The sequence below is a fragment of the Kitasatospora sp. NPDC058063 genome, from assembly GCF_042885395.1.
Classification (GTDB): Bacteria; Actinomycetota; Actinomycetes; order Streptomycetales; family Streptomycetaceae; genus Kitasatospora; species Kitasatospora lactacystinica.
The window spans coordinates 23,826-43,752 of the sequence record NZ_JBHVSD010000032.1 but is presented as its reverse complement, the minus strand read 5'-3'; the positions used below and the strand labels follow the sequence as shown (position 1 = coordinate 43,752).

The window sequence follows — 19,927 nt, the reverse complement described above, 5'->3', positions numbered from 1 at the left end:
TCTAGCGTGAGCACGACACAGCCCCTCGTTCTCGCGGCCGAACTGGCCGCCGCCTGGAGTGACATCCAGGCCTACCACCAGGACCTCCCCGACCTCGCCTCGCCCGAGGCGCTGATCGGCGAGTCCTCCTCGGCCTGCGGGACACGGCTCGGTTTCGAGCGACTCCTGCACGAGGCCGCCCACGGTCTGGCCGCGGCCCGGGACATCCGGGACACCTCGCGGGCCGGCCGCTACCACAACCGGCGCTTCCTGATGCTCGCTTCCGAGCTGGGCCTGGCGCACCCGGTCGAGCCGCACGCGAGCAGCGGCTTCTCCCAGGTGACCATGCTCAAGGAGACGCAGGAGCGGTACGCCGAGACCATCGAGCGCCTGGACCGTGCCCTCGGGGCGCACCAGGAGGCGGTGGCCGGCGACGGCGCGACGCGCGCCTTCCGCGGCCCGGCGGCCCGGCACGGCTCCTCCGGGGGCGGCGTGCGGGTCAAGGCGGTCTGCGGCTGCGGGCGCAACGTCCGGGTCGTTCCGTCGGTGCTCGCGCAGGCGTCCATCGTCTGCGGCGCGTGCCAGCAGCCGTTCAAGATCGCTTAGTCGTTCGACGTCCCGGCGGGCTGCTGTGCGGGCAGCGGTCCGGCCGGAATGAGCGGCACTGAGCGGCCCTGGGTGGCCCTGAGCAGGCAGAGCGAGCGGTACCGAATGAGCGGTACAGCAGGACAGCGGTGACGTCTTCGGGTTGGACCGGGAGCGGGGGCTCCCGGTCGAGCCCTGACCGGGTGCCCGGTCCCGCGTGCAGGCGGTTCTCGCCGATGTGGCAGAATGGACAGCTGAGTACTCGGCAGCCGAGCAGGACCCCTCTCTCCTACGGCTGGCGTGTCCCTTGAACGGTCCGCCGCGCAACCCCACGCGATGGCGAGCCCGCTCACCCACGTCAACACCAGGAGAATCCACTCCCGTGGCAGTCAAGATCAAGCTCAAGCGTCTCGGCAAGATTCGCTCCCCGCACTACCGCATCGTCGTCGCCGACGCCCGCACCAAGCGTGACGGCCGCGCGATCGAGGAGATCGGCATCTACCAGCCGACCTACAACCCCTCGAAGATCGAGGTCGACAGCGACCGCGCCCAGTACTGGCTGTCCGTCGGCGCCCAGCCGACCGAGCCGGTGCTCGCCATCCTGAAGCTGACCGGCGACTGGCAGAAGTTCAAGGGCCTGCCGGCTCCGGCGCCGCTGCTGGTCGCCGAGCCGAAGGTCGAGGACTTCTCGCACCTGTTCGCGAAGGCCGTTGCCGGCTTCGAGGACGCCACCACCGGTGTCGCCATCACCCCGAAGGCCAAGAAGTCGGACAAGGCCGAGGCCGAGGCCGACGTCACCGCCGAGGCCTGATCGTGATCGAGGACGCCCTCGACCACCTGGTGAAGGGCATCGTCGAGCACCCCGACGAGGTGCAGGTGCGCTCGCGCAACCTGCGTCGGGGTAACACCATCGAGGTGCGAGTGCACCCCGATGACCTCGGCAAGGTGATCGGCCGGGGCGGCCGTACGGCGCGCGCTCTGCGCACCGTGGTCGGCGCCCTCGGCGGTCGCAACGTCCGGGTCGACCTGGTCGACGTGGACAACATTCGCTGACGCTGCTGCTCGTTCAGCCGTCAGGGCTTGTGAGGCCGACCGGGACGCATGTCGTCCCGGTCGGCCTTTTCGCATTTCCCTCCGCATTTCCCTCGCATCATCGCTTCGCAGCCCGTCGCCGTCGCTTTTCGTTTCGGCTCAGGAACTCCAGGAGAACGATCACCGTGCAGCTCGTCGTCGGCAGGATCGGCCGTGCCCACGGCATCAGGGGGGACGTCAGTGTCGAGGTCCGCACCGACGAGCCGGAACTCCGGCTCGGTCCCGGTGCCGTCGTGCTCACCGACCCCGCGTCGGTCGGGCCGCTGACCGTCGAGTCGGGCCGGGTGCACAGCGGCCGGCTGCTGCTGCGCTTCGCCGGCGTCAAGGACCGCAACGCGGCCGAGGCCCTCCGCGGCACCGTGCTCATCTCCGAGGTCGACCCGGAGGAGACCCCCGAGGACCCGGAGGAGTACTACGACCACCAGCTGATCGGCCTGGACGTGGTGCTGCTGGACGGCACCCTGGTCGGCGAGCTGACCGAGGTCCTCCACCTGCCCTACCAGGACCTGCTCACGGTCAAGAAGGCCGACGGGACGGAGGTGCTGGTGCCCTTCGTCAGCCAGATCGTGCCGACCATCGATCTGGAGAACCAGCGCGCCGTGATCACCCCGCCGGCCGGGCTGATCGACCCGGAGCAGGCCGACGTCGCGGGGACCTCCTCGGCCGAGGGCGCTGAGACCGCCGAGGGCGCTGAGAGCGCTGAGAGCGCTGAGGGTGTCGACGGCGCCGAGGGCTCGGAGGAGTCGCAGTGACCGCGGAGGAGAACACCGGGGCGGACGTTCCGGCGGCGGACGATGCCGGGTCCGGCGGCGCGCGGAGCGGCATGCGGATCGACGTCGTCACGATCTTCCCCGAGTACCTGGAGCCGCTGGACGTCTCGCTGGTCGGCAAGGCCCGCGCCCGCGGCCAGCTGGACGTGCACGTCCACGACCTGCGCGCGTGGACCCACGACGTGCACCGCACGGTCGACGACAGCCCGTACGGCGGCGGCCCCGGCATGGTGATGAAGCCCGAGCCGTGGGGCGAGGCGCTGGACGCGGTGATCGCCGGCGGCCCCGAGGGGCAGGTGCCCACCCTGATCGTCCCGACGCCGAGCGGGCGACCGTTCACCCAGGAGCTCGCCCAGGAACTGGCCGGGCGCCCGTGGCTGGCCTTCACTCCCGCCCGGTACGAGGGCATCGACCGCCGGGTGATCGAGGAAGCGGCTACCCGGATGCCGGTGGTCGAGGCCTCGATCGGCGACTACGTGCTGGCCGGCGGCGAGGTCGCCGTGCTGGTGATGGTCGAGGCGATCGCCCGGCTGCTGCCGGGGGTGCTCGGCAACGCCGAGTCCCACCGCGACGACTCCTTCGCGCCGGGCGCGATGGCCGATCTGCTGGAGGGCCCGGTCTACACCAAGCCCGCCGAGTGGCGCGGCCGGACGGTGCCGGACGTGCTGCTCAGCGGCAACCACGGCAGGATCGCCCGCTGGCGCCGCGAGCAGGCCTTCGCCCGGACCCTGGCGAACCGGCCCGACCTGGTCGAGCGCTGGCAGTACGGAGCCTTCGACAAGAAGGAGCGGGAGGCGCTGAGCGTCCTCGGCCTGGCCTGGGACGAGCGACTCGGCCGATTTCGGTCCGTGGCCGCTGATGTGGAAGAATAGGCGGCTGTTGTCTGTCGCTGGTTCCCTTCCGTAGGGGGCACGTGGACCGGCGCCCTCGCCACGGGGGGATCGTCGTCAGCCGATGCGGCCCGCAGCAAACCCCATTGTGACGATTTTCCGTGGGCGGCCCGTGGCGCCTGCGATGGAGAGCAACATGAGCAACAAGCTCGCTGCTGTCGACGCGGCCTCGCTGCGTAGCGACATTCCGGCCTTCCGCGCCGGTGACACCCTGAAGGTTCACGTCCGGGTCATCGAGGGCAACCGCTCCCGTGTCCAGGTCTTCCAGGGCGTCGTCATCCGCCGCCACGGCGCCGGTATCGGTGAGACCTTCACCGTCCGCAAGGTCAGCTTCAACGTCGGCGTGGAGCGCACCTTCCCGGTGCACACCCCGGTCGTCGAGAAGATCGAGGTCGTGACCCGCGGTGCGGTTCGCCGCGCCAAGCTGTACTACCTGCGTGACCTCCGCGGCAAGGCCGCGAAGATCAAGGAGAAGCGCGACCGCTGATCCACCGGCCCCCGGCCTCGCCGGGGATCGGAACGCTCCGAGGGGGGCGAACAGCCGCAAGGTAAGCTCACCCCCCGATGAGCACGCACGAACCACCCGCGGACCGCGACGGCAGTCCCGCACCCACCGGTGCGGACTCGCTGTCGCGGTCCGCGGTCGTTTCCGGGAGCGGTTCCGCCGGGGCCGACGACGGGGGTGCCGCGGTGGATGGTGTCGACGGCCCGGAGGCTGTCGCGGGCCCGGTGGCCACCGACGGGCCGACGGCCACCGGCGGGCCGGAGCACGCCGAGGTACCGGAGCGCACTGAGGTACCGGAGCAGGCCGAGGGCCCTGAAGGCGTCGGGGAGCGGACGGGCGGCAGCGGAGACGACGGCCCGGAGCAGGACGAGGAGCCGGGGCACTCGCGTTCGCGCGACCTGCTGCTGGTGGCCGGGATCTGCCTGACGGCCCTGCTGCTGGTGAACGCCTTCGTCGCGCGTCCGTTCTCGGTGCCCTCCGGGTCGATGGAGGAGACCCTGCGCCCGGGCGACCGGCTGGTCGCGAACCAGCTCGCCTACGCCTTCGGCGGCCACCCCAGCCGGGGCGACGTCGTGGTCTTCGACGGGACGGGCTCCTTCCTCCGGGAGACGGCGAAGCCGCCCGGCTTCTGGGACGGCCTGCGCTCGTTCGCCCAGGACCTCGGTCTGGCCCCGGCCGGGAACACCGTCTACGTCAAGCGCGTGATCGGCGTCGGCGGGGACCGGGTGACCAGCACCGGCCCGGGCGCGCCGATCACCGTCAACGGCGTGCCGATCGACGAGACCTCCTACCTGTCCCCGGGCGACGACCCGTCGAGCGTGGCCTTCGACATCGTCGTGCCCGCCGGCAAGCTGTGGGTGATGGGTGACCACCGCAGCGCCTCCCGGGACTCCCGCGACCACCTCGGCGAGCCCGGCGGCGGCTTCGTGCCCGAGGCGAAGGTGATCGGCAGGGCGGACTGGGTGGTCTACCCGTTCTCGCGCTGGACCGGCCTGGAGCGGCCCGCGGCCTTCGCCCCGACTGCGGGGACGGGTGGTCATGGGGACCAGGGGTAGGGGACGGCTCGCCGACCGTCCGGCCGCCGGGGGAGCGGCGACCGCGGGACCGGGACCGGGACCGGGACCGGGGCAGGACGGCGGGGCCGGCTCGGGGCCGACCGGGGCCCCGCCGACACGCGGCCGGGCCGAGCGCCGTCGCAGTGCCCGCAAGGCGGCCGGTCGGCGCAAGCGCTCGCTGGTGCGCGAGGTGCCGCTGATCGTCCTGGTGGCCCTGCTGGTGGCGCTCGTGATGAAGACCTTCCTGATCCAGGTGTTCGTGATCCCCTCGGGCTCGATGGAGCAGACCATCCGGATCGGGGACCGGGTACTGGTCGACAAGCTGACCCCCTGGTTCGGCAGTGAGCCGCAGCGCGGCGACATCGTGGTGTTCAAGGACCCGGGCGGCTGGCTGGAGCGCGACCGGAAGCCGTCCGACGACGGCCCGGTGCTGGGCGGGGCCAAACAGGTGCTGACCTTCGTCGGACTGCTGCCCTCCGACAACGAGCAGGACCTGATCAAGCGGGTGATCGGCGTCGGCGGGGACACCGTCGAGTGCTGCGACGCACAGGGGCGCCTCAGCGTCAACGGTCGTCCGGTGGAGGAGTCCTACCTCGCGCCCGGCAACCCGCCGTCCCGGCAGACCTTCAAGGTGCAGGTGCCACGGGGACGGTTGTGGGTCATGGGCGACCACCGGGACGTCTCCGCCGACTCCCGTTTCCACATGGGCAATCCGGGCCAGGGAACGGTCCCGTTGACCGACGTGGTCGGCCGCGCGTTCGTGATCGCTTGGCCGCTGGACCGGTTCCATCAACTCGATGCGCCAGGTTCACTCTCCTCTCTCGCCCGGATGCCGCAGGCCGGCGGAACTGCCGCGGAGTCGGTGGGCGTTGGGCCGGTTCCTGTGGAACCCCCCCTCGTTATGGGTGTGTTGGGCATCCTTCCGTTCGTCGCGCGCAGGTCGGGGCGGCCTCCGGAGTGAGCAGCGCCGGCCGTCGACCGGACGGGCCTCGCGTGTGGGACCGCGAGCCGGATGCCTGGGAGTGATAGAGAAGTGCAGGTGCGGCCGGGAGTGGTTCCGGCCGTGTGCCGAGGCCGTGCTGGTGTCGGGGGAGTCCGCGGTGGGCAGCCCTGAGGCGTTCATGGTCGTGGTGAGCGTGGTGCCCGCTGTGCGGCACTCTGAGCGCGGGCGCGCGGGCGTCCGCACAGCAGGGAGGAGACGTTGTGGGGGATTTGGTGATCGGCGCCCGATCAGGCGCCGGAGAGCCCGAGGGCCCAGGTCGTCGGGCGGACCGGTCCGCCGAGTCCGCGGCCTCCTCGGCCTCGGTCGAGGATGCCGCGGCGCAGACCGCTGACGGGCAGGGTGCCGGTTCGGAGGACTCCCCGGACTCCTCGCACGCGGGGGCCGAGCCCGCGGACGGATCGGAGTCGGAGGCCCCCTCCAAGCCGCGCAAGCCGCGCTCGTTCTGGAAGGAACTGCCGATCCTGGTCGGCATCGCGCTGATCCTCGCGCTGGTGATCAAGACGTTCTTCGTCCAGGCGTTCTCCATTCCGTCGGAATCGATGCAGAACACGCTGCAGGTCGGCGACCGCGTCCTGGTGGACAAGCTGACCCCGTGGTTCGGGGCCGAGCCCGAGCGCGGTGAGGTCGTGGTGTTCCACGACCCGGGCGGCTGGCTGAACGACGAGCCGACCCAGCAGAGCAGCAACGCCTTCCTCCGGGGCGTGCAGGACGTGCTCAGCTTCGTCGGTCTGATGCCCTCCGCCAACGAGAAGGACCTGATCAAGCGGGTCATCGCGGTCGGCGGGGACACCGTCGAGTGCGAGGGTGAGGGGCCGGTCAAGGTCAACGGCGTCGCCCTCAACGAGCCGTACGTCTACCAGGGCAACACCCCCTGCGGTGACCACCCCTTCGGCCCGGTCAAGGTGCCCAAGGACCGGATCTGGGTGATGGGCGACCACCGCGCCAACTCGCTGGACTCCCGTTTCCACATGGACCAGCCGGGTGGCGGCACCGTCCCGGTGGACAACGTGATCGGGCGCGCGTTCGTGGTGGCCTGGCCGATCAGCCACTGGTCCACGCTGCCGGTGCCGGACACCTTCGACCAGAAGGGTCTGGCGGCGGCCGCGCCGATGGCGCCCCCCGTGGCCGGTGCGGTGGGGGCCGTCGCCCTGCTCCCGCTGGTCCGTCGGGTGCGGGGTCGGGCGGAGCGCCGCAAGGAGTCCTGAACTCCACCGGATCGTGTTCCGCCGGGTTGGCCCCGGCTCTTGCGCGGGCCGTGGTACTGACGAGTAATCTGCTCGGACGTGCCACGGCCCGTCGGCTTTTCCGCCCGTGCCTCCGGCGTGCCAGTGGTGTTCTCCGGTCGGCCAGAGGTGGACGGTGTCGATGAGCAGTGTCGTGGAGCAGACGGTCGACCGACCTCCGGTACCCGCCCGTGGGCGCCGCGGGGCCGCCGCGGTGCTCCAGGGCGTCGTCCTGGCGCTGGGGCTGGTGCTGATGGTCGGCGGCTTCACCCTGATCGCGATCGACTACCGGCCGTACAAGATCCCCACCGCCTCGATGCACCCGACCCTGCGCGCCGGCGACACCGTGCTCGCCCGCAAGGTCGGCGGCGGCGACATCGGGCGGGGCGACGTGGTGGTCTTCCGGGACCAGGCCTGGGGCGGTGAGCTCATGGTCAAGCGGGTGGTCGCGGTCGGCGGGGACACCGTCGCCACCACCGGGGCCGATTACCGGCTGACGGTCAACGGGCAGCCGGTGGACGAGCCCTACCTCGCGACGCAGGGCCGCCAGGGCGCTTCGTTCAGCGTGACGGTGCCGCAGGGCCGGCTGTTCCTGCTCGGCGACAACCGGATGGGCTCGCTCGACTCCCGCACCCACCTGGAGGTCGACGACGGGACCGTCCCGGCCGAGGCCGTCGAGGCCAGGGTCGAGGCCACGGTGCTGCCCTTCGGCCGCATGGGCCTGCTCGACCGGGTCACGGACTTCGACGGCTTCGCGGGCCCGAAGGCCTCGAAGCCGGGGCCGCTGGGCCCCCTCGCCGCCGCCGCCGTTGCGGGCGCGGCGCTGATCCTCGTGACCTCGGTGGTGGGTGGGGTGGCGGGTCTGGCCCGCCGGCTCCGGGGGCGCGGCGCCTGAGCGGGACCGTCGCCCGGCGGGCCGCTCTGCCGAACATCGCCCCGGACGACCACGTCGGGTGGCAGGATCGGTAGCGCCACCGATGCGGACGGAAGGAGCGTGGAGCGCTGCCATGACAGCACGGCGCCGCAGGGCGGCTCGGATCCTGCTGCTGGACGGGCTGGACCGCATCCTCCTCTTCCTGGGGGCCGATCCGGCCACCCCGGGCGAGACGTGGTGGTTCACGCCCGGAGGCGGCTTGGAGCCGGGGGAGGACGTGCGCGAGGCCGCCGAGCGGGAGCTCGCCGAGGAGACCGGCTTGCGGGGTGTGGACCTGGGGCCCTTGGTGGCGTACGGCACGGTGTCGTTCTCCTTTCAGGGACAGCGCTACGAGCAGGAGCAGTGGTTCCACCTGGCCCGGACCACGGAGACGGGGCTGGACCACTCGGGCATGGGCGCCGACGAGCACGCCCAGTTGCTCGCGGCGCGCTGGTGGACGGTCGAGGAACTGAGGGGGACCGCCGAGACGGTCTATCCGCCCGGTCTGGCGGACTTCCTGGAGCGGCTGCTGGCCGAGGGCCCGCCGGTGGATCCGGTACGGCTCTGACCGTGGGTGCGGTGGTCCACAATGGGTGGACGTGACAAGTTGAGGGGACGCCTGGATGAGTGCCGAAGATCTCGAGAAGTACGAGACCGAGATGGAGCTCAAGCTCTACCGGGAGTACCGGGACGTCGTCGGCCTGTTCAAGTACGTGATCGAGACCGAGCGACGGTTCTACCTCACCAACGACTACGAGCTGCAGGTGCACTCGGTCCAGGGCGAGGTGTTCTTCGAGGTGTCGATGGCGGATGCGTGGGTCTGGGACATGTACCGGCCGGCCCGGTTCGTCCGCAAGGTCCGGGTGCTGACCTTCAAGGACGTGAACATCGAGGAACTCGCGAAGAGCGACCTGGAGCTGCCCTCGGACGAGCCCGGCTTCGGGAACTGACGTTGAACGACTCCGTCCCGCGTTGTCCAGCCGATTTCGGGAGGAACGGGGCTTCTCACTCCTGCGGGTGACAAAAGTTGTCCACAGGCCCGGGTTATCCACAGGGACAGGGAATTCCCGGGCCTCGGCGCGCGCCTTGGTGCAGCCTCCTCGGCGGAGGTGGTCACCATGCAGCACACCGTCGTGCAGGACCAGGCCGTACCGGACACGGCCGCAGCCGGGAAGGCCCCGCGGGCGATCCCGGAGCGCAGCACCAAGAACGGGCTCGGCCGCTACGGGGAGCGGGTCGCCGCCCGCCGCCTCACCGAGGCCGGGCTCCGCATCCTGGACCGCAACTGGCGTTGCGTCGAGGGCGAGCTGGACATCGTCGCCCTCGACGGCGACACCGTGGCGGTCTGCGAGGTGAAGACCCGCTCCGAGCGGGGGTTCCAGCAGCCCACCGAGGCCATCGACCGGGCCAAGGCGGCCCGACTGCAGCGCCTGGCCGAGCGCTGGATGGCCGAGCGCTGGCCCGGTCACTTCGCGGAGTTGGCCGGGCCCGGCTACGACCCGGGGCCCACCGATCCGCAATGGCCGCCCGCCCCACCGGGCGGAGTGCGGATCGACCTGGTCGCGGTGGTCAACCGGGCGCGGGGTGCGGCCCTGGTCGACCACCTGCGGGGGGTGGTCTGAGATGGCCTTCGCCCGTACCTGTTCCGTCGCGCTGGTAGGCGTCGACGGAGTGATCGTCGAGGTCCAGGCCGATCTGGAGCCCGGGGTGGCGGCGTTCACCCTGGTCGGCCTGCCCGACAAGGCGCTCACCGAGGCCCGCGACCGGGTCCGTGCCGCAGTCGTGAACAGCGGCGAGGCCTGGCCGCAGCGCAAGCTGACGGTCGGCCTCAGCCCCGCCTCGGTGCCCAAGAGCGGCAGCGGCTTCGACCTCGCGGTCGCCTGCGCCGTGCTGGCCGCCGCGGAACGGCTCGACCCCGCCGCCATCGCCGACCTGCTGATCATCGGCGAGCTGGGGCTGGACGGCCGGGTGCGGCCGGTCAGGGGGGTGCTGCCGTCGGTGCTGGCCGCCGCCGACGCTGGGTACGAGCGGGTCGTGGTCGCCGAACAGACCGCGCCCGAGGCCTCGCTCGTTCCCGGGGTGACGGTGATCGGCGTCCGCAGCCTGCGCCAGCTCGTCGCCACCCTGACCGGCGCGGAGGCGCCGGAGGAGCCGCCCGACCCGATCGGCGGCCGGCCGGATCCGCTGATGGCCGGTCTGATGCTGCCCAGCGCGGGGGTGCGGGGCCTGCCCGACGACCGGGCGTCCCGGCTCGACATGGCCGATGTGGCCGGCCAGTACGAGGCCCGGCGGGCCCTGGAGATCGCCGCCGCCGGAGGCCACCACCTCTACTTGAAGGGCCCACCGGGGGCGGGCAAGACGATGCTGGCGGAGCGGCTGCCCTCGCTGCTCCCGCCGCTGACCCAGAAGGAGGCACTGGAGGTCACCGCCGTCCACTCGGTGGCCGGGCTGCTCCCGGCCGGGCGCCCACTGATCGACACCGCGCCCTACTGCGCTCCGCACCACTCCACGACGATGCCGGCCATCGTCGGCGGCGGCAGCGGTCTGCCGAGACCGGGAGCGGTCTCGCTGGCCCACCGGGGCGTGCTCTTCCTGGACGAGGCGCCGGAGTTCCCGGTCCGGGTACTCGACGCGCTGCGCCAGCCGCTGGAAGCGGGCGAGGTGGTGATCGCCCGCTCGGCCGGCTCGTTGCGGCTCCCGGCCCGCTTCCTGCTCTGCCTGGCGGCCAACCCCTGTCCGTGCGGCCGGTACTCGCGGCGGGGCGAGGGCTGCGAGTGCACCCCGGCCATGGTCAGCCGCTATCAGGGGCGGCTCTCCGGGCCGCTGCTGGACCGGGTCGACCTCCAGGTCCAGGTGGCCCCGGTGACCAGGGTCGAGCTCATGGAGCGGGACACCACGGCGGAGACCACCGAGACCGTCGCGGCCAGAGTGCTGGCCGCGCGTGAGCGGGCGGCGGCCAGGTTGGCGGACACCCCGTGGCGGACCAACGCGGAGGTGCCAGGCCACGAACTGCGCACCCGCTGGCAGCTCGGGCCCGGCGCGCTCAACGACGCCGCGCGGCAATTGGAGCGGGGGCAGCTGACCGCCCGGGGCCTGGACCGGGTGCTCCGGGTGGCGTGGACGGTCGCCGACCTCGCCGGACGCGACCGGCCGGACCAGCGGGACGTGCGCACCGCGCTGGTCCTGCGCACCGGGGTGGAGCACGGACTCCCGCTGGCCGAGCGGGTCCTCGGCCGGCTCGGCGGAATCCCGGCGCAGCGCGCCAGTCCGGAGGACGGCTGGTCCGCGACGCCCAGGACGCCCAGGACACCCAAGACGCCCGCGACGCCCAGGACGCCCAGGACACCCAAGACGCCCGGGGCGCCCGGGGCGCTCGACGACCGTTCGCGGAACCAGAAGGGTGAGGCATGAACCAGCTGCTGAGGCAACCTCGAATTCCCGGCGCGGCCGAGGCCGGTGCCGGTGCCGCAACCAACGACGGGCCCGAGCCCGAGCGCCTCGCCCGGGTGCTGATCGGCCGGCTCAGCGAACCGGGGGACGCGGTGGTCGGCCGGTGGCTCGGCCAACTCTCCGCCGTCGACGTGGTCAAGGCGATCCGGGACGGGACGGTGCCCGACCATCCCGGACTGGACGCCACCCGACTGGCCGGGTACCAGGCGCGGCTCCCGGGCCTGAACCCGGAGATGGACCTGAAACGGGTACGGGACGTCGGTGGACGGTTCATCATTCCGGGGGACACCGAGTGGCCCAGCCAACTCGACGACCTGGGTGACGGACGTCCGGTCGGGCTCTGGGTGGCGGGTACCGGCTCGCTGCGGCTGCTCGCGCTCCGCTCGGTCGCGCTGGTGGGCTCCCGCGCCTGCACCGCCTACGGCGCCCACGTCGCGGGGGAGCTGTCGGCCCAACTGGCCGAGCGCGGCTGGATGGTGGTCTCCGGAGCGGCCTACGGGATCGACGCGGCCGCACACCGCGGGGCACTCGCGGTCGGCGGAATGACCGCCGCGGTGCTCGCCTGCGGCGTCGACGTGGCCTATCCCAAGGGCAACGCCGAGCTGATCCGGCGGATCGGCGTCCAGGGTCTGCTGGTCAGTGAACTCCCGCCCGGGGAGCACCCGAACCGCTTCCGCTTCGTCCTGCGCAACAGGGTCATCGCGGCGCTCACCCGGGGAACGGTGGTGGTCGAGGCGGCGGTGCGCAGCGGCGCCCTGAGTACGGCCAGACGGGCGCGGGACCTCAACCGTCACACCATGGGCGTCGCGGGCCCGGTGACCTCGGCCTTCTCCGCCGGGGTGCACGCCCTGATCCGCAGCGGCGCCGCCGTTCTGGTCACCGACGCGGCCGAGATCACCGAGCTGATCGGGGCGATCGGGGACGATCTGGCACCGCAGCGCAGCGGTCCAGTGCTCCCGCGCGACCTGCTGGAGCCGGCGGTCGCCCGGGTGCTGGAAGCCGTACCGGCGACGCCGGAGGGCGCCCCGGTCGAGCGACTGGCCCGGCAGTCCGGTCTCCCGCCGGACGAAGTTCTTCAACGGCTCTACGAGTTGGGCTCGCTCGGCTACGTGGAGCGGCACGGCGCGCACTGGCGCGTGGTGCGCAGGAGGTGATCGCCGGCACGGAGAACGCGCTCGCGTCGAGGGAACGCACGTCGGAGCCGCCCTGCTGACCTGCCGATCCGGTTCTCCTGTTCGTCGCCCGGATCCGGTGTGCGAACGCCACCGGATCGGGGGACGACCGGGTGGCGGTAGCGCTTTGCAGTGAGTTGGTCACGCTACGCTCCACATGCCTTCCCTATCAGCACATGACTCGGCAGAACGGCGCAGACCAACGCATGCCCACACACATTCCCGGACACAGAGTGACCGGTGGCGCTCGGTCCTCGGGAGGGCCGCGGAGCGAGAGGCGCCCCGTACCCGACTTCCCGGCCAGGTCGGCGGGGACGATGGGAGGCCTGTCGCGCCAGGGCGGGCGGCCGGCGGTGGCGCCCCAGCCTACGGACGCGGCCCGGGGTGCCGAGCCGCTCCAGGGCGCGGACGCGGCAGGCTCCGCCGGCGCGCCCGCCGGGGTGCCCCCCGGCGCGGGAGTGGCCAGTGCGCCCCGGTCGCCCGGCAGTGCGTCGGGCGGGAGCGCCGTCTCCCCGGCCTGCGCCTCGCCGGTGTCGCCGCCCCGCCGGGAGAGGGCGGCGGACGGAGGCCAGGGGCAGGGCGCCCGGGAGGCCGCGGCCCAGGGCCGCACCGCGCTCGAGGAACTCTGGCGCTCCTACAAGGAGAGCGGGGACCAGCGGCTGCGCGAGCAGCTGATCCTGCACTACTCACCGCTCGTCAAGTACGTGGCGGGGCGGGTCGGGGTCGGTCTGCCCTCCAACGTGGAACAGGCGGACTTCGTCTCCTCGGGGGTCTTCGGGCTGATCGACGCGATCGAGAAGTTCGACATCGGCCGTGCCATCAAGTTCGAGACCTATGCGATCAGCCGCATCCGCGGCGCGATCATCGACGAACTGCGTGCCCTGGACTGGATCCCGCGCTCGGTACGGCAGAAGGCGAAGGCGGTCGAGCGGACGTACGCCACGCTGGAGGCCCGGCTGCGCCGGACGCCGCACGAGCCGGAGGTCGCGGCCGAGATGGGCATCGCGATCGAGGACCTGCACGCCATCTTCAGCCAGCTGTCGCTGGCCAACGTGGTGGCGCTGGACGAACTGCTGCACCCGGTGGGGGAGGGCGGCGACCGGCTGAGCCTGATGGACACCCTGGAGGACCACGGCGCGGACAACCCGGTAGAGGTGGCCGAGGACCGCGAACTGCGCAGGCTGCTGGCCCAGGCGGTCAACACCCTCCCCGAGCGGGAGAAGACCGTGGTGACGCTCTACTACTACGAGGGCCTCACCCTCGCCGAGATCGGACAGGTGCTGGGGGTGACGGAGAGCCGGGTGAGCCAGATCCACACCAAGTCCGTCCTCCAGCTGCGGGCCAAGCTGTCGGACATCCGATAGGGCATCGGCGCCCGGGCGTCGACACCTGGCCGCCGGAAGCCGCTCGTGGGGCCCGGGCATCTTCCCGATGCGCGGCGCCGTACCGGCCGGAGGTATGGCTCCGTAGAGTGGGAGCGTGCCGAAGATCCGAGCGGCCACGGTGGCCGAGCATCGCCAGCTCCAGCGCGCAGCGCTTCTCGATGCTGCCCGCATCCTGCTCACCGAGGGTGGCATGGAGGCCCTGACCTTCCCCGCACTCGCGATGCGCACCGGGCTGGCGCGCTCCTCGGTCTACGAGTACTTCCGCTCCCGCGCCGCCGTGGTCGAGGCGCTCTGCGAGGTGGACCTCCCGCTCTGGGCGGCCGAGATCGAGGCCGGGATGGAGAGCTGCGACACCGCCGTCGAGCGGATCGAGGCCTACGTCCGCGGCCAGCTGGCGCTGGCCGCCGACCCCCGGCACCGGGCGGTGGTGGCGATCTCGGCACTGGAGCTCGACGAGGCCGCGCGCGAGCGGATCAGGGCCGCGCACGGCAGGCTGGCCGGTCTGGTCGGCCGGACGCTGGAGGACCTCGGCCACGCGCAGCCCCGGCTCGCCGCGGCCCTGGTCCAGGGCGTCGTGGAGGCGGCGACCCGCAGGGCCGAGCAGGCCACGGCCGGAGGCCGCACCGGCTGTGCGACCGAGAGCCCCGAGGAGATCGCCGACGCCGCCGTCGCGATGGTGCTGCACGGACTCGTCCACCCCGGAACCTGAACCAGAACCAGAACCTGAACCTGAACCTGGCCCGGTCCCGGTCCCGGTCCCGGTCCCGAGCCTGACCTCGGCCCCGGTCCTACCCGTCCGTGCCTCCCAATGGCAGCAGTCGCGCCGTGCCCGCGCCGAACAGGGCCAACGGGTCCAAGTAGCGGCTTCCGCGCAGCAGCCCCCAGTGCAGGCAGTCCCGCCCGGCGCAGTGGCGCCCGTCCGGAGCGAGCAGCCCGATCGGCTGTCCGGCGGCCACCGGGGTGCCGACCGGGACAGTGCCGGTGACGGGCAGGTAGGTGGTCCGCAGCGGGGGAGAGCCCGAACCGGGATGGGCGACGGTCACCACCGGCCGCCCTGCCACCAGCCCGGAGAAGGCGACCACTCCGGGAGCCGCCGTCCGGACCTCCACCCCCGGCTCGGCGGCGAGGTCCACGCCCCGGTGCCCGGCGGCCCAGACCTTCGCCGGCGGCTCGAAGCGGCCCAGCACCCCGCCCGGCCCGCCCACCGGCCAGGCGCGCGCTCCACCCCACCCGGCCCCGCCACCCGAGCCCGGGAGGTCGGCCGCACCCGTGCGTCCCGACGCCCCGACGGCGCCCGAAGCCCCCGAGGCGCCGACGGCGCCGGAAGCCCCCGCCGGCCCGAGCGCGAGCGCGAGCACGAGAACCACCGTCATCACCTTCACCACCACGGACACCCCGCCGAACCACCCGCGACCAGTCATGCCCGCAGGCTCGCCGCCCGGTCGCCCCAGTGCCACCCACATTCGGATTCCTGTGGACAAACCGTCCTCACGCCCGACCGCCATCCCCCTGACGGGTGTACGAACGCCACCATCCGGTGTAGAAGCGGCCCGCCGCCGACGGACCGCGTGCCGGCCGCCGCCGGACCCGAGCCCGCACCCACACCCCGAGCCCGCACCCGCCATCGCTCCCGCTCGCGCCCGCCCCCGCTCGCACTCCCCGCTCGCACTCCCGCCCCCCGCTCGCACCCCACCCCCGCGCCCTGCCGCACGCCCACCCCCGGCTCCGCTCCCGCAGCGGCCCGTGGACCCCGGCCCGGTCCCGCACCGAGCTCGCCGAACCCTCGCCGCACCCTCGCCGCACTCCCACCGGACCCCCACCGCACCCCCGCCGAAACCCGCCCACCCCGGCCGTTCTCCGGGCTCCCCCCAGGTCTTCGGCGGGCCCCCGGCCACTCGTGGAGTCGCTCGCGCCTCGGGGCTTCCCGTACACTTCACACGCGACCCGGTCCGCCGGGTCGACTTCGCACGCCCCGCCACCGGCGGTCGGACGCGGTTCGTCCGCAGCCCCGCCAGGTGCGAGTGCCGCTCGGTCCGCCGAGCTCGACCGGCCCCCGGGCCGGGAGGGTTCAAGCGGCTCGGCACGTTCGGGGCGTCAGGCGTGGCTGTCACCTGGCCGCCACGGACAAACCGAGCCTGACCCGGCTGTGGGCTATCGCTGCGAGGCAGTGCCGCCGCCGGGCCGTAACACCAAGGAGCACGGCAATGGCCGTCGTCACGATGCGGGAGCTGCTGGAGAGCGGCGTCCACTTCGGTCACCAGACCCGCCGCTGGAACCCGAAGATGAAGCGCTTCATCATCACCGAGCGCAACGGCATCTACATCATCGACCTCCTGCAGTCGCTGAACTACATCGACCGCGCCTTCGAGTTCATCAAGGAGACCGTTGCCCACGGCGGCAGCGTCCTCTTCGTCGGCACGAAGAAGCAGGCCCAGGAGGCCATCGCCGAGCAGGCCACCCGCGTGGGCATGCCCTACGTGAACCAGCGCTGGCTCGGCGGCATGCTGACCAACTTCTCGACCGTCTACAAGCGCCTCCAGCGCCTGAAGGAGCTCGGCGAGCTGGACTTCTCGGACGTGGCCGGTTCCGGCCTGACCAAGAAGGAGCTCCTGGTCCTCCAGCGCGAGCACGACAAGCTGGAGAAGACCCTCGGCGGTATCCGCGACATGCAGCGCGTTCCCAGCGCCGTCTGGATCGTGGACACCAAGAAGGAGCACATCGCGGTCGGCGAGGCCCGGAAGCTCAACATCCCGGTCGTCGCCATCCTCGACACCAACTGTGACCCGGACGAGGTCGACTACAAGATCCCGGGCAACGACGACGCGATCCGCTCCGTCACCCTGCTGACCCGCGTGATCGCCGACGCCGTGGCCGAGGGCCTCAAGTCCCGCGCCGGTGTCGCCAAGGGCGACGCCAAGGCCGAGCCGGGTGCCGACCAGCCGCTGGCCGCCTGGGAGAAGGACCTCATCGAGGGCGAGAAGAAGGCCGAGGAGGCCCCTGCCGCCGCCGAGGCCCCCGCCGCCGAGGCGCCCGCCGAGGAGGCCCCCGCGGCCGAGGCGCCGGCCGAGCAGGCCTGACGTACCAAGGGTGAGGGGCACCCGCCGGTACGAAGCCGGCGGGTGCCCCTCTCTCCCGCGCCGGGACCGGACCATCGGTCCCGGCGCTACTCCACGCAGACACGCGAGACGCGAGAAGAGATTCACACCATGGCGAACTTCACCGCCGCGGACGTCAAGAAGCTCCGTGAGCTCACCGGCGCCGGCATGATGGACTGCAAGAAGGCCCTGGACGAGGCCGAGGGCAACGTCGAGAAGGCCGTCGAGCTCCTGCGCATCAAGGGCCAGAAGGGCGTCGCCAAGCGCGAGGGCCGCGACGCCTCCAACGGCGCCGTCGCCGCGCTGATCGCCGAGGACAAGAAGTCCGGCGTCCTGGTCGAGCTGAACTGCGAGACCGACTTCGTCGCCAAGGGTGACAACTTCGTCAAGGTCGCCGACGCCATCGCCGCCCACGTCGCCAAGACCGCCCCGGCCGACCTGGACGCCGCCCTGGCCTCCGAGATCGAGGCCGGCAAGACCGTCCAGCAGTTCGTGGACGAGGCCAACGCGACCCTGGGCGAGAAGATCGTCTTCCGCCGCTTCGCCCAGTTCGACGGTGACGGCTTCGTCGCGGTCTACCTGCACAAGACCAGCCCCGACCTGCCGCCGGCCGTCGGCGTCCTGGTCGAGCTGGACAAGGAGAACGCCGAGGTCGCCAAGGACGTCGCGCAGCACATCGCCGCCTTCGCCCCGAAGTACCTGTCCCGCGAGGACATCCCGGCCGAGGACATCGAGAACGAGCGCCGCGTCGCCGAGGCCACCGCTCGCGAGGAGGGCAAGCCGGAGGCCGCCCTGCCGAAGATCGTCGAGGGTCGCGTCACCGGCTTCGTGAAGGAGTTCTCCGTCCTGGAGCAGGCCTTCGCGAAGGACAACAAGAAGACCGTCGCCAAGGTTCTCGAGGAGAACGGCGTCGCCCTCAAGCGCTTCGCGCGTTTCCGCGTCGGCGCCTGAGCCACGTTCCACCTGGTCCCCGGCCCCTTTACGCTGGGAACCGCCCCCGCCCGCTGATCGGGGCGGGAGGAACGCCGAACGGGCTCACCCCGCGCCTATCCCCAACGGGCGGGCTCGCGTCGGCACCATGAACGACGAGGAGGCCATTGCCGTGCAGGACACCGAACCGGTTCCCGCGGCAGTGGCCTCCTCTCGTGTACGCGCAGGCGGGGCATCCGCACACCCGCGCCTGTGACCAGTAGGTGCAAAAAGGAGAAGTCCATGCAGGAGACGCAGGAGACCGCGCAGGACCCCAGGGACGGCTCGCGCCGCCGGGTGCTGCTCAAGCTGTCCGGTGAAGCCTTCGCCGGTGGCGGCGGGCTCGGCGTCGACCCGGACGTCGTGCACGCGATCGCCCGGGAGATCGCCACCGTCGTCCGTGCCGGTACCGAGGTCGCGGTGGTCATCGGCGGCGGCAACTTCTTCCGGGGCGCCGAGCTCCAGGTCCGCGGCATGGACCGGGCCCGCTCCGACTACATGGGCATGCTCGGCACCGTCATGAACTGCCTGGCGCTGCAGGACTTCCTGGTCAAGGAGGGCATCGAGACCCGGGTCCAGACCGCCATCACCATGGGCCAGGTCGCCGAGCCGTACCTGCCGCTGCGGGCCGTCCGGCACCTGGAGAAGGGCCGTGTGGTGATCTTCGGCGCCGGTATGGGCATGCCGTACTTCTCCACCGACACCACGGCCGTCCAGCGCGCCCTGGAGATCCACGCCGACGTCCTGCTGATGGGCAAGAACGGCGTGGACGGCGTCTACGACTCCGACCCGCGGACGAACCCGGACGCGGTCAAGTTCGACGCGCTGGAGTACTCCGAGGTCATCGCGCGCGACCTCAAGGTCGCCGACCTCACCGCGATCACGCTGTGCAAGGACAACAACCTTCCGATGCTGGTCTTCGAACTGCTGGCGGAGGGCAATATCGCGCGCGCGGTGAAGAGTGAGAAGATCGGCACACTCATCAGCCAGGATTCTGTCCGGGCCTGAGCAGCAACCAGCCGTACTGGACGGCGCCGACGCCGGGACCGGCCACCGCGCCGACACCGGTCGGGACAACAGCAGATGAACCGGACAGGGAGACCACAGTGATCGAAGAGACCCTCCTCGAGGCCGAGGAGAAGATGGAGAAGGCCGTCGGCGTCGCCAAGGACGACCTCGCGGCCATCCGCACCGGCCGTGCGCACCCGGCGATGTTCGCCAAGATCGTCGCGGAGTACTACGGCGCCGTGACGCCGATCAACCAGCTGGCCTCCTTCTCGGTGCCGGAGCCGCGGATGGCGGTCGTCTCGCCGTTCGACAAGACCGCGCTGAAGGCCATCGAGCAGGCGATCCGCGACTCCGACCTGGGCGTCAACCCGTCCAACGACGGTTCGATCATCCGCGTGGTGCTGCCCGAGCTGACCGAGGAGCGCCGCCGGGAGTTCATCAAGATCGCCCGCACCAAGGGCGAGGACGCCAAGGTGTCGATCCGCGCGGTGCGCCGCAAGGCCAAGGACGCCATCGACAAGCTGGTGAAGGACGGCGAGGTCGGCGAGGACGACGGCCGCCGCGCCGAGAAGGAGCTCGACGACACCACGGCCAAGTACGTGGCCCAGGTCGACGAGCTGCTGAAGCACAAGGAAGCCGAGCTGCTCGAGGTCTGATGAACGACGCCCCTGACGCCCCCGGCTACTGGGGCCCGTCCGACCAGCAGTTCCAGCCCCACCACCCGGCGCCGCACCCGCAGGCCGCCCGTACCCCGGCCCATCCGGTGCCGGGGTACGGCGCGCAGCCGGCGCCGGCCCAGGGACACCCCGGCCACCCGGGCGGCCACGCCGTGC

Annotated in this window: 22 protein-coding genes; 21 read left to right on the top strand and 1 reads right to left on the bottom strand. The window is 72.2% G+C overall.

Features of this window, described 5'->3' with window-relative positions; all coding sequences use genetic code 11:
- Positions 1–6: 6 nt before the first annotated feature.
- From ACFVUY_RS37605 to ACFVUY_RS37525, 17 genes are all read left to right on the top strand, one after another.
- Positions 7–585, top strand: coding sequence for a hypothetical protein (locus ACFVUY_RS37605; RefSeq protein WP_049650398.1), 579 nt, complete (start codon positions 7–9; stop codon positions 583–585).
- A 361-nt stretch (positions 586–946) separates the two neighbouring features.
- Positions 947–1,375 (top strand): 30S ribosomal protein S16, encoded by a 429-nt coding sequence (gene rpsP / locus ACFVUY_RS37600; RefSeq protein WP_387693669.1) that lies wholly within the window; start codon positions 947–949, stop codon positions 1,373–1,375.
- 2 nt (positions 1,376–1,377) lie between these two features.
- The gene (locus ACFVUY_RS37595) at positions 1,378–1,617 is read left to right on the top strand and encodes an RNA-binding protein (RefSeq protein WP_030056773.1); all 240 of its coding nucleotides are present in this window, start codon (positions 1,378–1,380) and stop codon (positions 1,615–1,617) included.
- Between the two features lie 164 nt (positions 1,618–1,781).
- Positions 1,782–2,408, top strand: coding sequence for a ribosome maturation factor RimM (gene rimM / locus ACFVUY_RS37590; protein ID WP_387736622.1), 627 nt, complete (start codon positions 1,782–1,784; stop codon positions 2,406–2,408).
- A gap of 71 nt (positions 2,409–2,479) precedes the next feature.
- The gene (gene trmD / locus ACFVUY_RS37585) at positions 2,480–3,298 is read left to right on the top strand and encodes a tRNA (guanosine(37)-N1)-methyltransferase TrmD (protein ID WP_387693723.1); all 819 of its coding nucleotides are present in this window, start codon (positions 2,480–2,482) and stop codon (positions 3,296–3,298) included.
- A gap of 154 nt (positions 3,299–3,452) precedes the next feature.
- Positions 3,453–3,803: a 50S ribosomal protein L19 gene (rplS, locus tag ACFVUY_RS37580; RefSeq protein ID WP_030306736.1), complete on the top strand. Its 351-nt coding sequence runs from the start codon at positions 3,453–3,455 to the stop codon at positions 3,801–3,803.
- Between the two features lie 77 nt (positions 3,804–3,880).
- Entirely contained in the window at positions 3,881–4,876 is a 996-nt protein-coding gene (gene lepB / locus ACFVUY_RS37575; RefSeq protein WP_387736621.1) for a signal peptidase I, read from the top strand.
- A 190-nt stretch (positions 4,877–5,066) separates the two neighbouring features.
- Positions 5,067–5,837, top strand: a complete 771-nt coding sequence (gene lepB / locus ACFVUY_RS37570; RefSeq protein WP_387736620.1) for a signal peptidase I — start codon at positions 5,067–5,069, stop codon at positions 5,835–5,837.
- A 242-nt stretch (positions 5,838–6,079) separates the two neighbouring features.
- A complete protein-coding gene (lepB, locus tag ACFVUY_RS37565; RefSeq protein WP_387693674.1) occupies positions 6,080–7,084 on the top strand; it encodes a signal peptidase I in 1,005 nt (334 codons plus the stop codon).
- Positions 7,085–7,244: 160 nt separating this feature from the next.
- Positions 7,245–7,997: a signal peptidase I gene (lepB, locus tag ACFVUY_RS37560; RefSeq protein WP_387736619.1), complete on the top strand. Its 753-nt coding sequence runs from the start codon at positions 7,245–7,247 to the stop codon at positions 7,995–7,997.
- 112 nt (positions 7,998–8,109) lie between these two features.
- Positions 8,110–8,583, top strand: coding sequence for an NUDIX hydrolase (locus ACFVUY_RS37555; RefSeq protein WP_387693676.1), 474 nt, complete (start codon positions 8,110–8,112; stop codon positions 8,581–8,583).
- A 55-nt stretch (positions 8,584–8,638) separates the two neighbouring features.
- A complete protein-coding gene (locus ACFVUY_RS37550; protein ID WP_030306725.1) occupies positions 8,639–8,965 on the top strand; it encodes a DUF2469 domain-containing protein in 327 nt (108 codons plus the stop codon).
- A 168-nt stretch (positions 8,966–9,133) separates the two neighbouring features.
- Positions 9,134–9,637, top strand: a complete 504-nt coding sequence (locus ACFVUY_RS37545; protein WP_387693677.1) for a YraN family protein — start codon at positions 9,134–9,136, stop codon at positions 9,635–9,637.
- Position 9,638: 1 nt separating this feature from the next.
- On the top strand, positions 9,639–11,426 hold the full coding sequence (locus ACFVUY_RS37540) for a YifB family Mg chelatase-like AAA ATPase (protein WP_387736618.1): 1,788 nt from the start codon (positions 9,639–9,641) through the stop codon (positions 11,424–11,426).
- Positions 11,423–12,619, top strand: coding sequence for a DNA-processing protein DprA (dprA, locus tag ACFVUY_RS37535; protein WP_387736617.1), 1,197 nt, complete (start codon positions 11,423–11,425; stop codon positions 12,617–12,619). The genes ACFVUY_RS37540 and dprA overlap by 4 nt, the downstream gene beginning before the upstream one ends.
- Positions 12,620–13,167: 548 nt before the next feature.
- Complete coding sequence (gene whiG / locus ACFVUY_RS37530; RefSeq protein ID WP_387693680.1) at positions 13,168–14,001, top strand: RNA polymerase sigma factor WhiG; 834 nt, start codon at positions 13,168–13,170, stop codon at positions 13,999–14,001.
- A gap of 139 nt (positions 14,002–14,140) precedes the next feature.
- Complete coding sequence (locus ACFVUY_RS37525) at positions 14,141–14,731, top strand: TetR/AcrR family transcriptional regulator (RefSeq protein ID WP_387736638.1); 591 nt, start codon at positions 14,141–14,143, stop codon at positions 14,729–14,731.
- 79 nt (positions 14,732–14,810) lie between these two features.
- Here ACFVUY_RS37525 and ACFVUY_RS37520 read toward each other — a convergent pair whose 3' ends face one another.
- Positions 14,811–15,443: a peptidoglycan DD-metalloendopeptidase family protein gene (locus ACFVUY_RS37520; RefSeq protein ID WP_387736616.1), complete on the bottom strand. Its 633-nt coding sequence runs from the start codon at positions 15,441–15,443 to the stop codon at positions 14,811–14,813.
- A gap of 783 nt (positions 15,444–16,226) precedes the next feature.
- On the opposite strand from ACFVUY_RS37520, the gene rpsB reads away from it, so the two are divergent.
- The 4 genes from rpsB (at position 16,227) to frr (ending at position 19,750) form a co-directional block, all read left to right on the top strand.
- Positions 16,227–17,099, top strand: a complete 873-nt coding sequence (gene rpsB / locus ACFVUY_RS37515; RefSeq protein ID WP_359900624.1) for a 30S ribosomal protein S2 — start codon at positions 16,227–16,229, stop codon at positions 17,097–17,099.
- Between the two features lie 129 nt (positions 17,100–17,228).
- On the top strand, positions 17,229–18,068 hold the full coding sequence (gene tsf / locus ACFVUY_RS37510; RefSeq protein WP_387693683.1) for a translation elongation factor Ts: 840 nt from the start codon (positions 17,229–17,231) through the stop codon (positions 18,066–18,068).
- A gap of 261 nt (positions 18,069–18,329) precedes the next feature.
- Positions 18,330–19,094 carry a UMP kinase gene (gene pyrH / locus ACFVUY_RS37505; protein ID WP_329929692.1) on the top strand — a complete coding sequence of 255 codons (765 nt, stop codon included), beginning with the start codon at positions 18,330–18,332 and terminating at the stop codon, positions 19,092–19,094.
- Positions 19,095–19,192: 98 nt separating this feature from the next.
- Positions 19,193–19,750, top strand: a complete 558-nt coding sequence (gene frr, locus ACFVUY_RS37500; RefSeq protein ID WP_359900627.1) for a ribosome recycling factor — start codon at positions 19,193–19,195, stop codon at positions 19,748–19,750.
- Positions 19,751–19,927 lie beyond the last annotated feature (177 nt).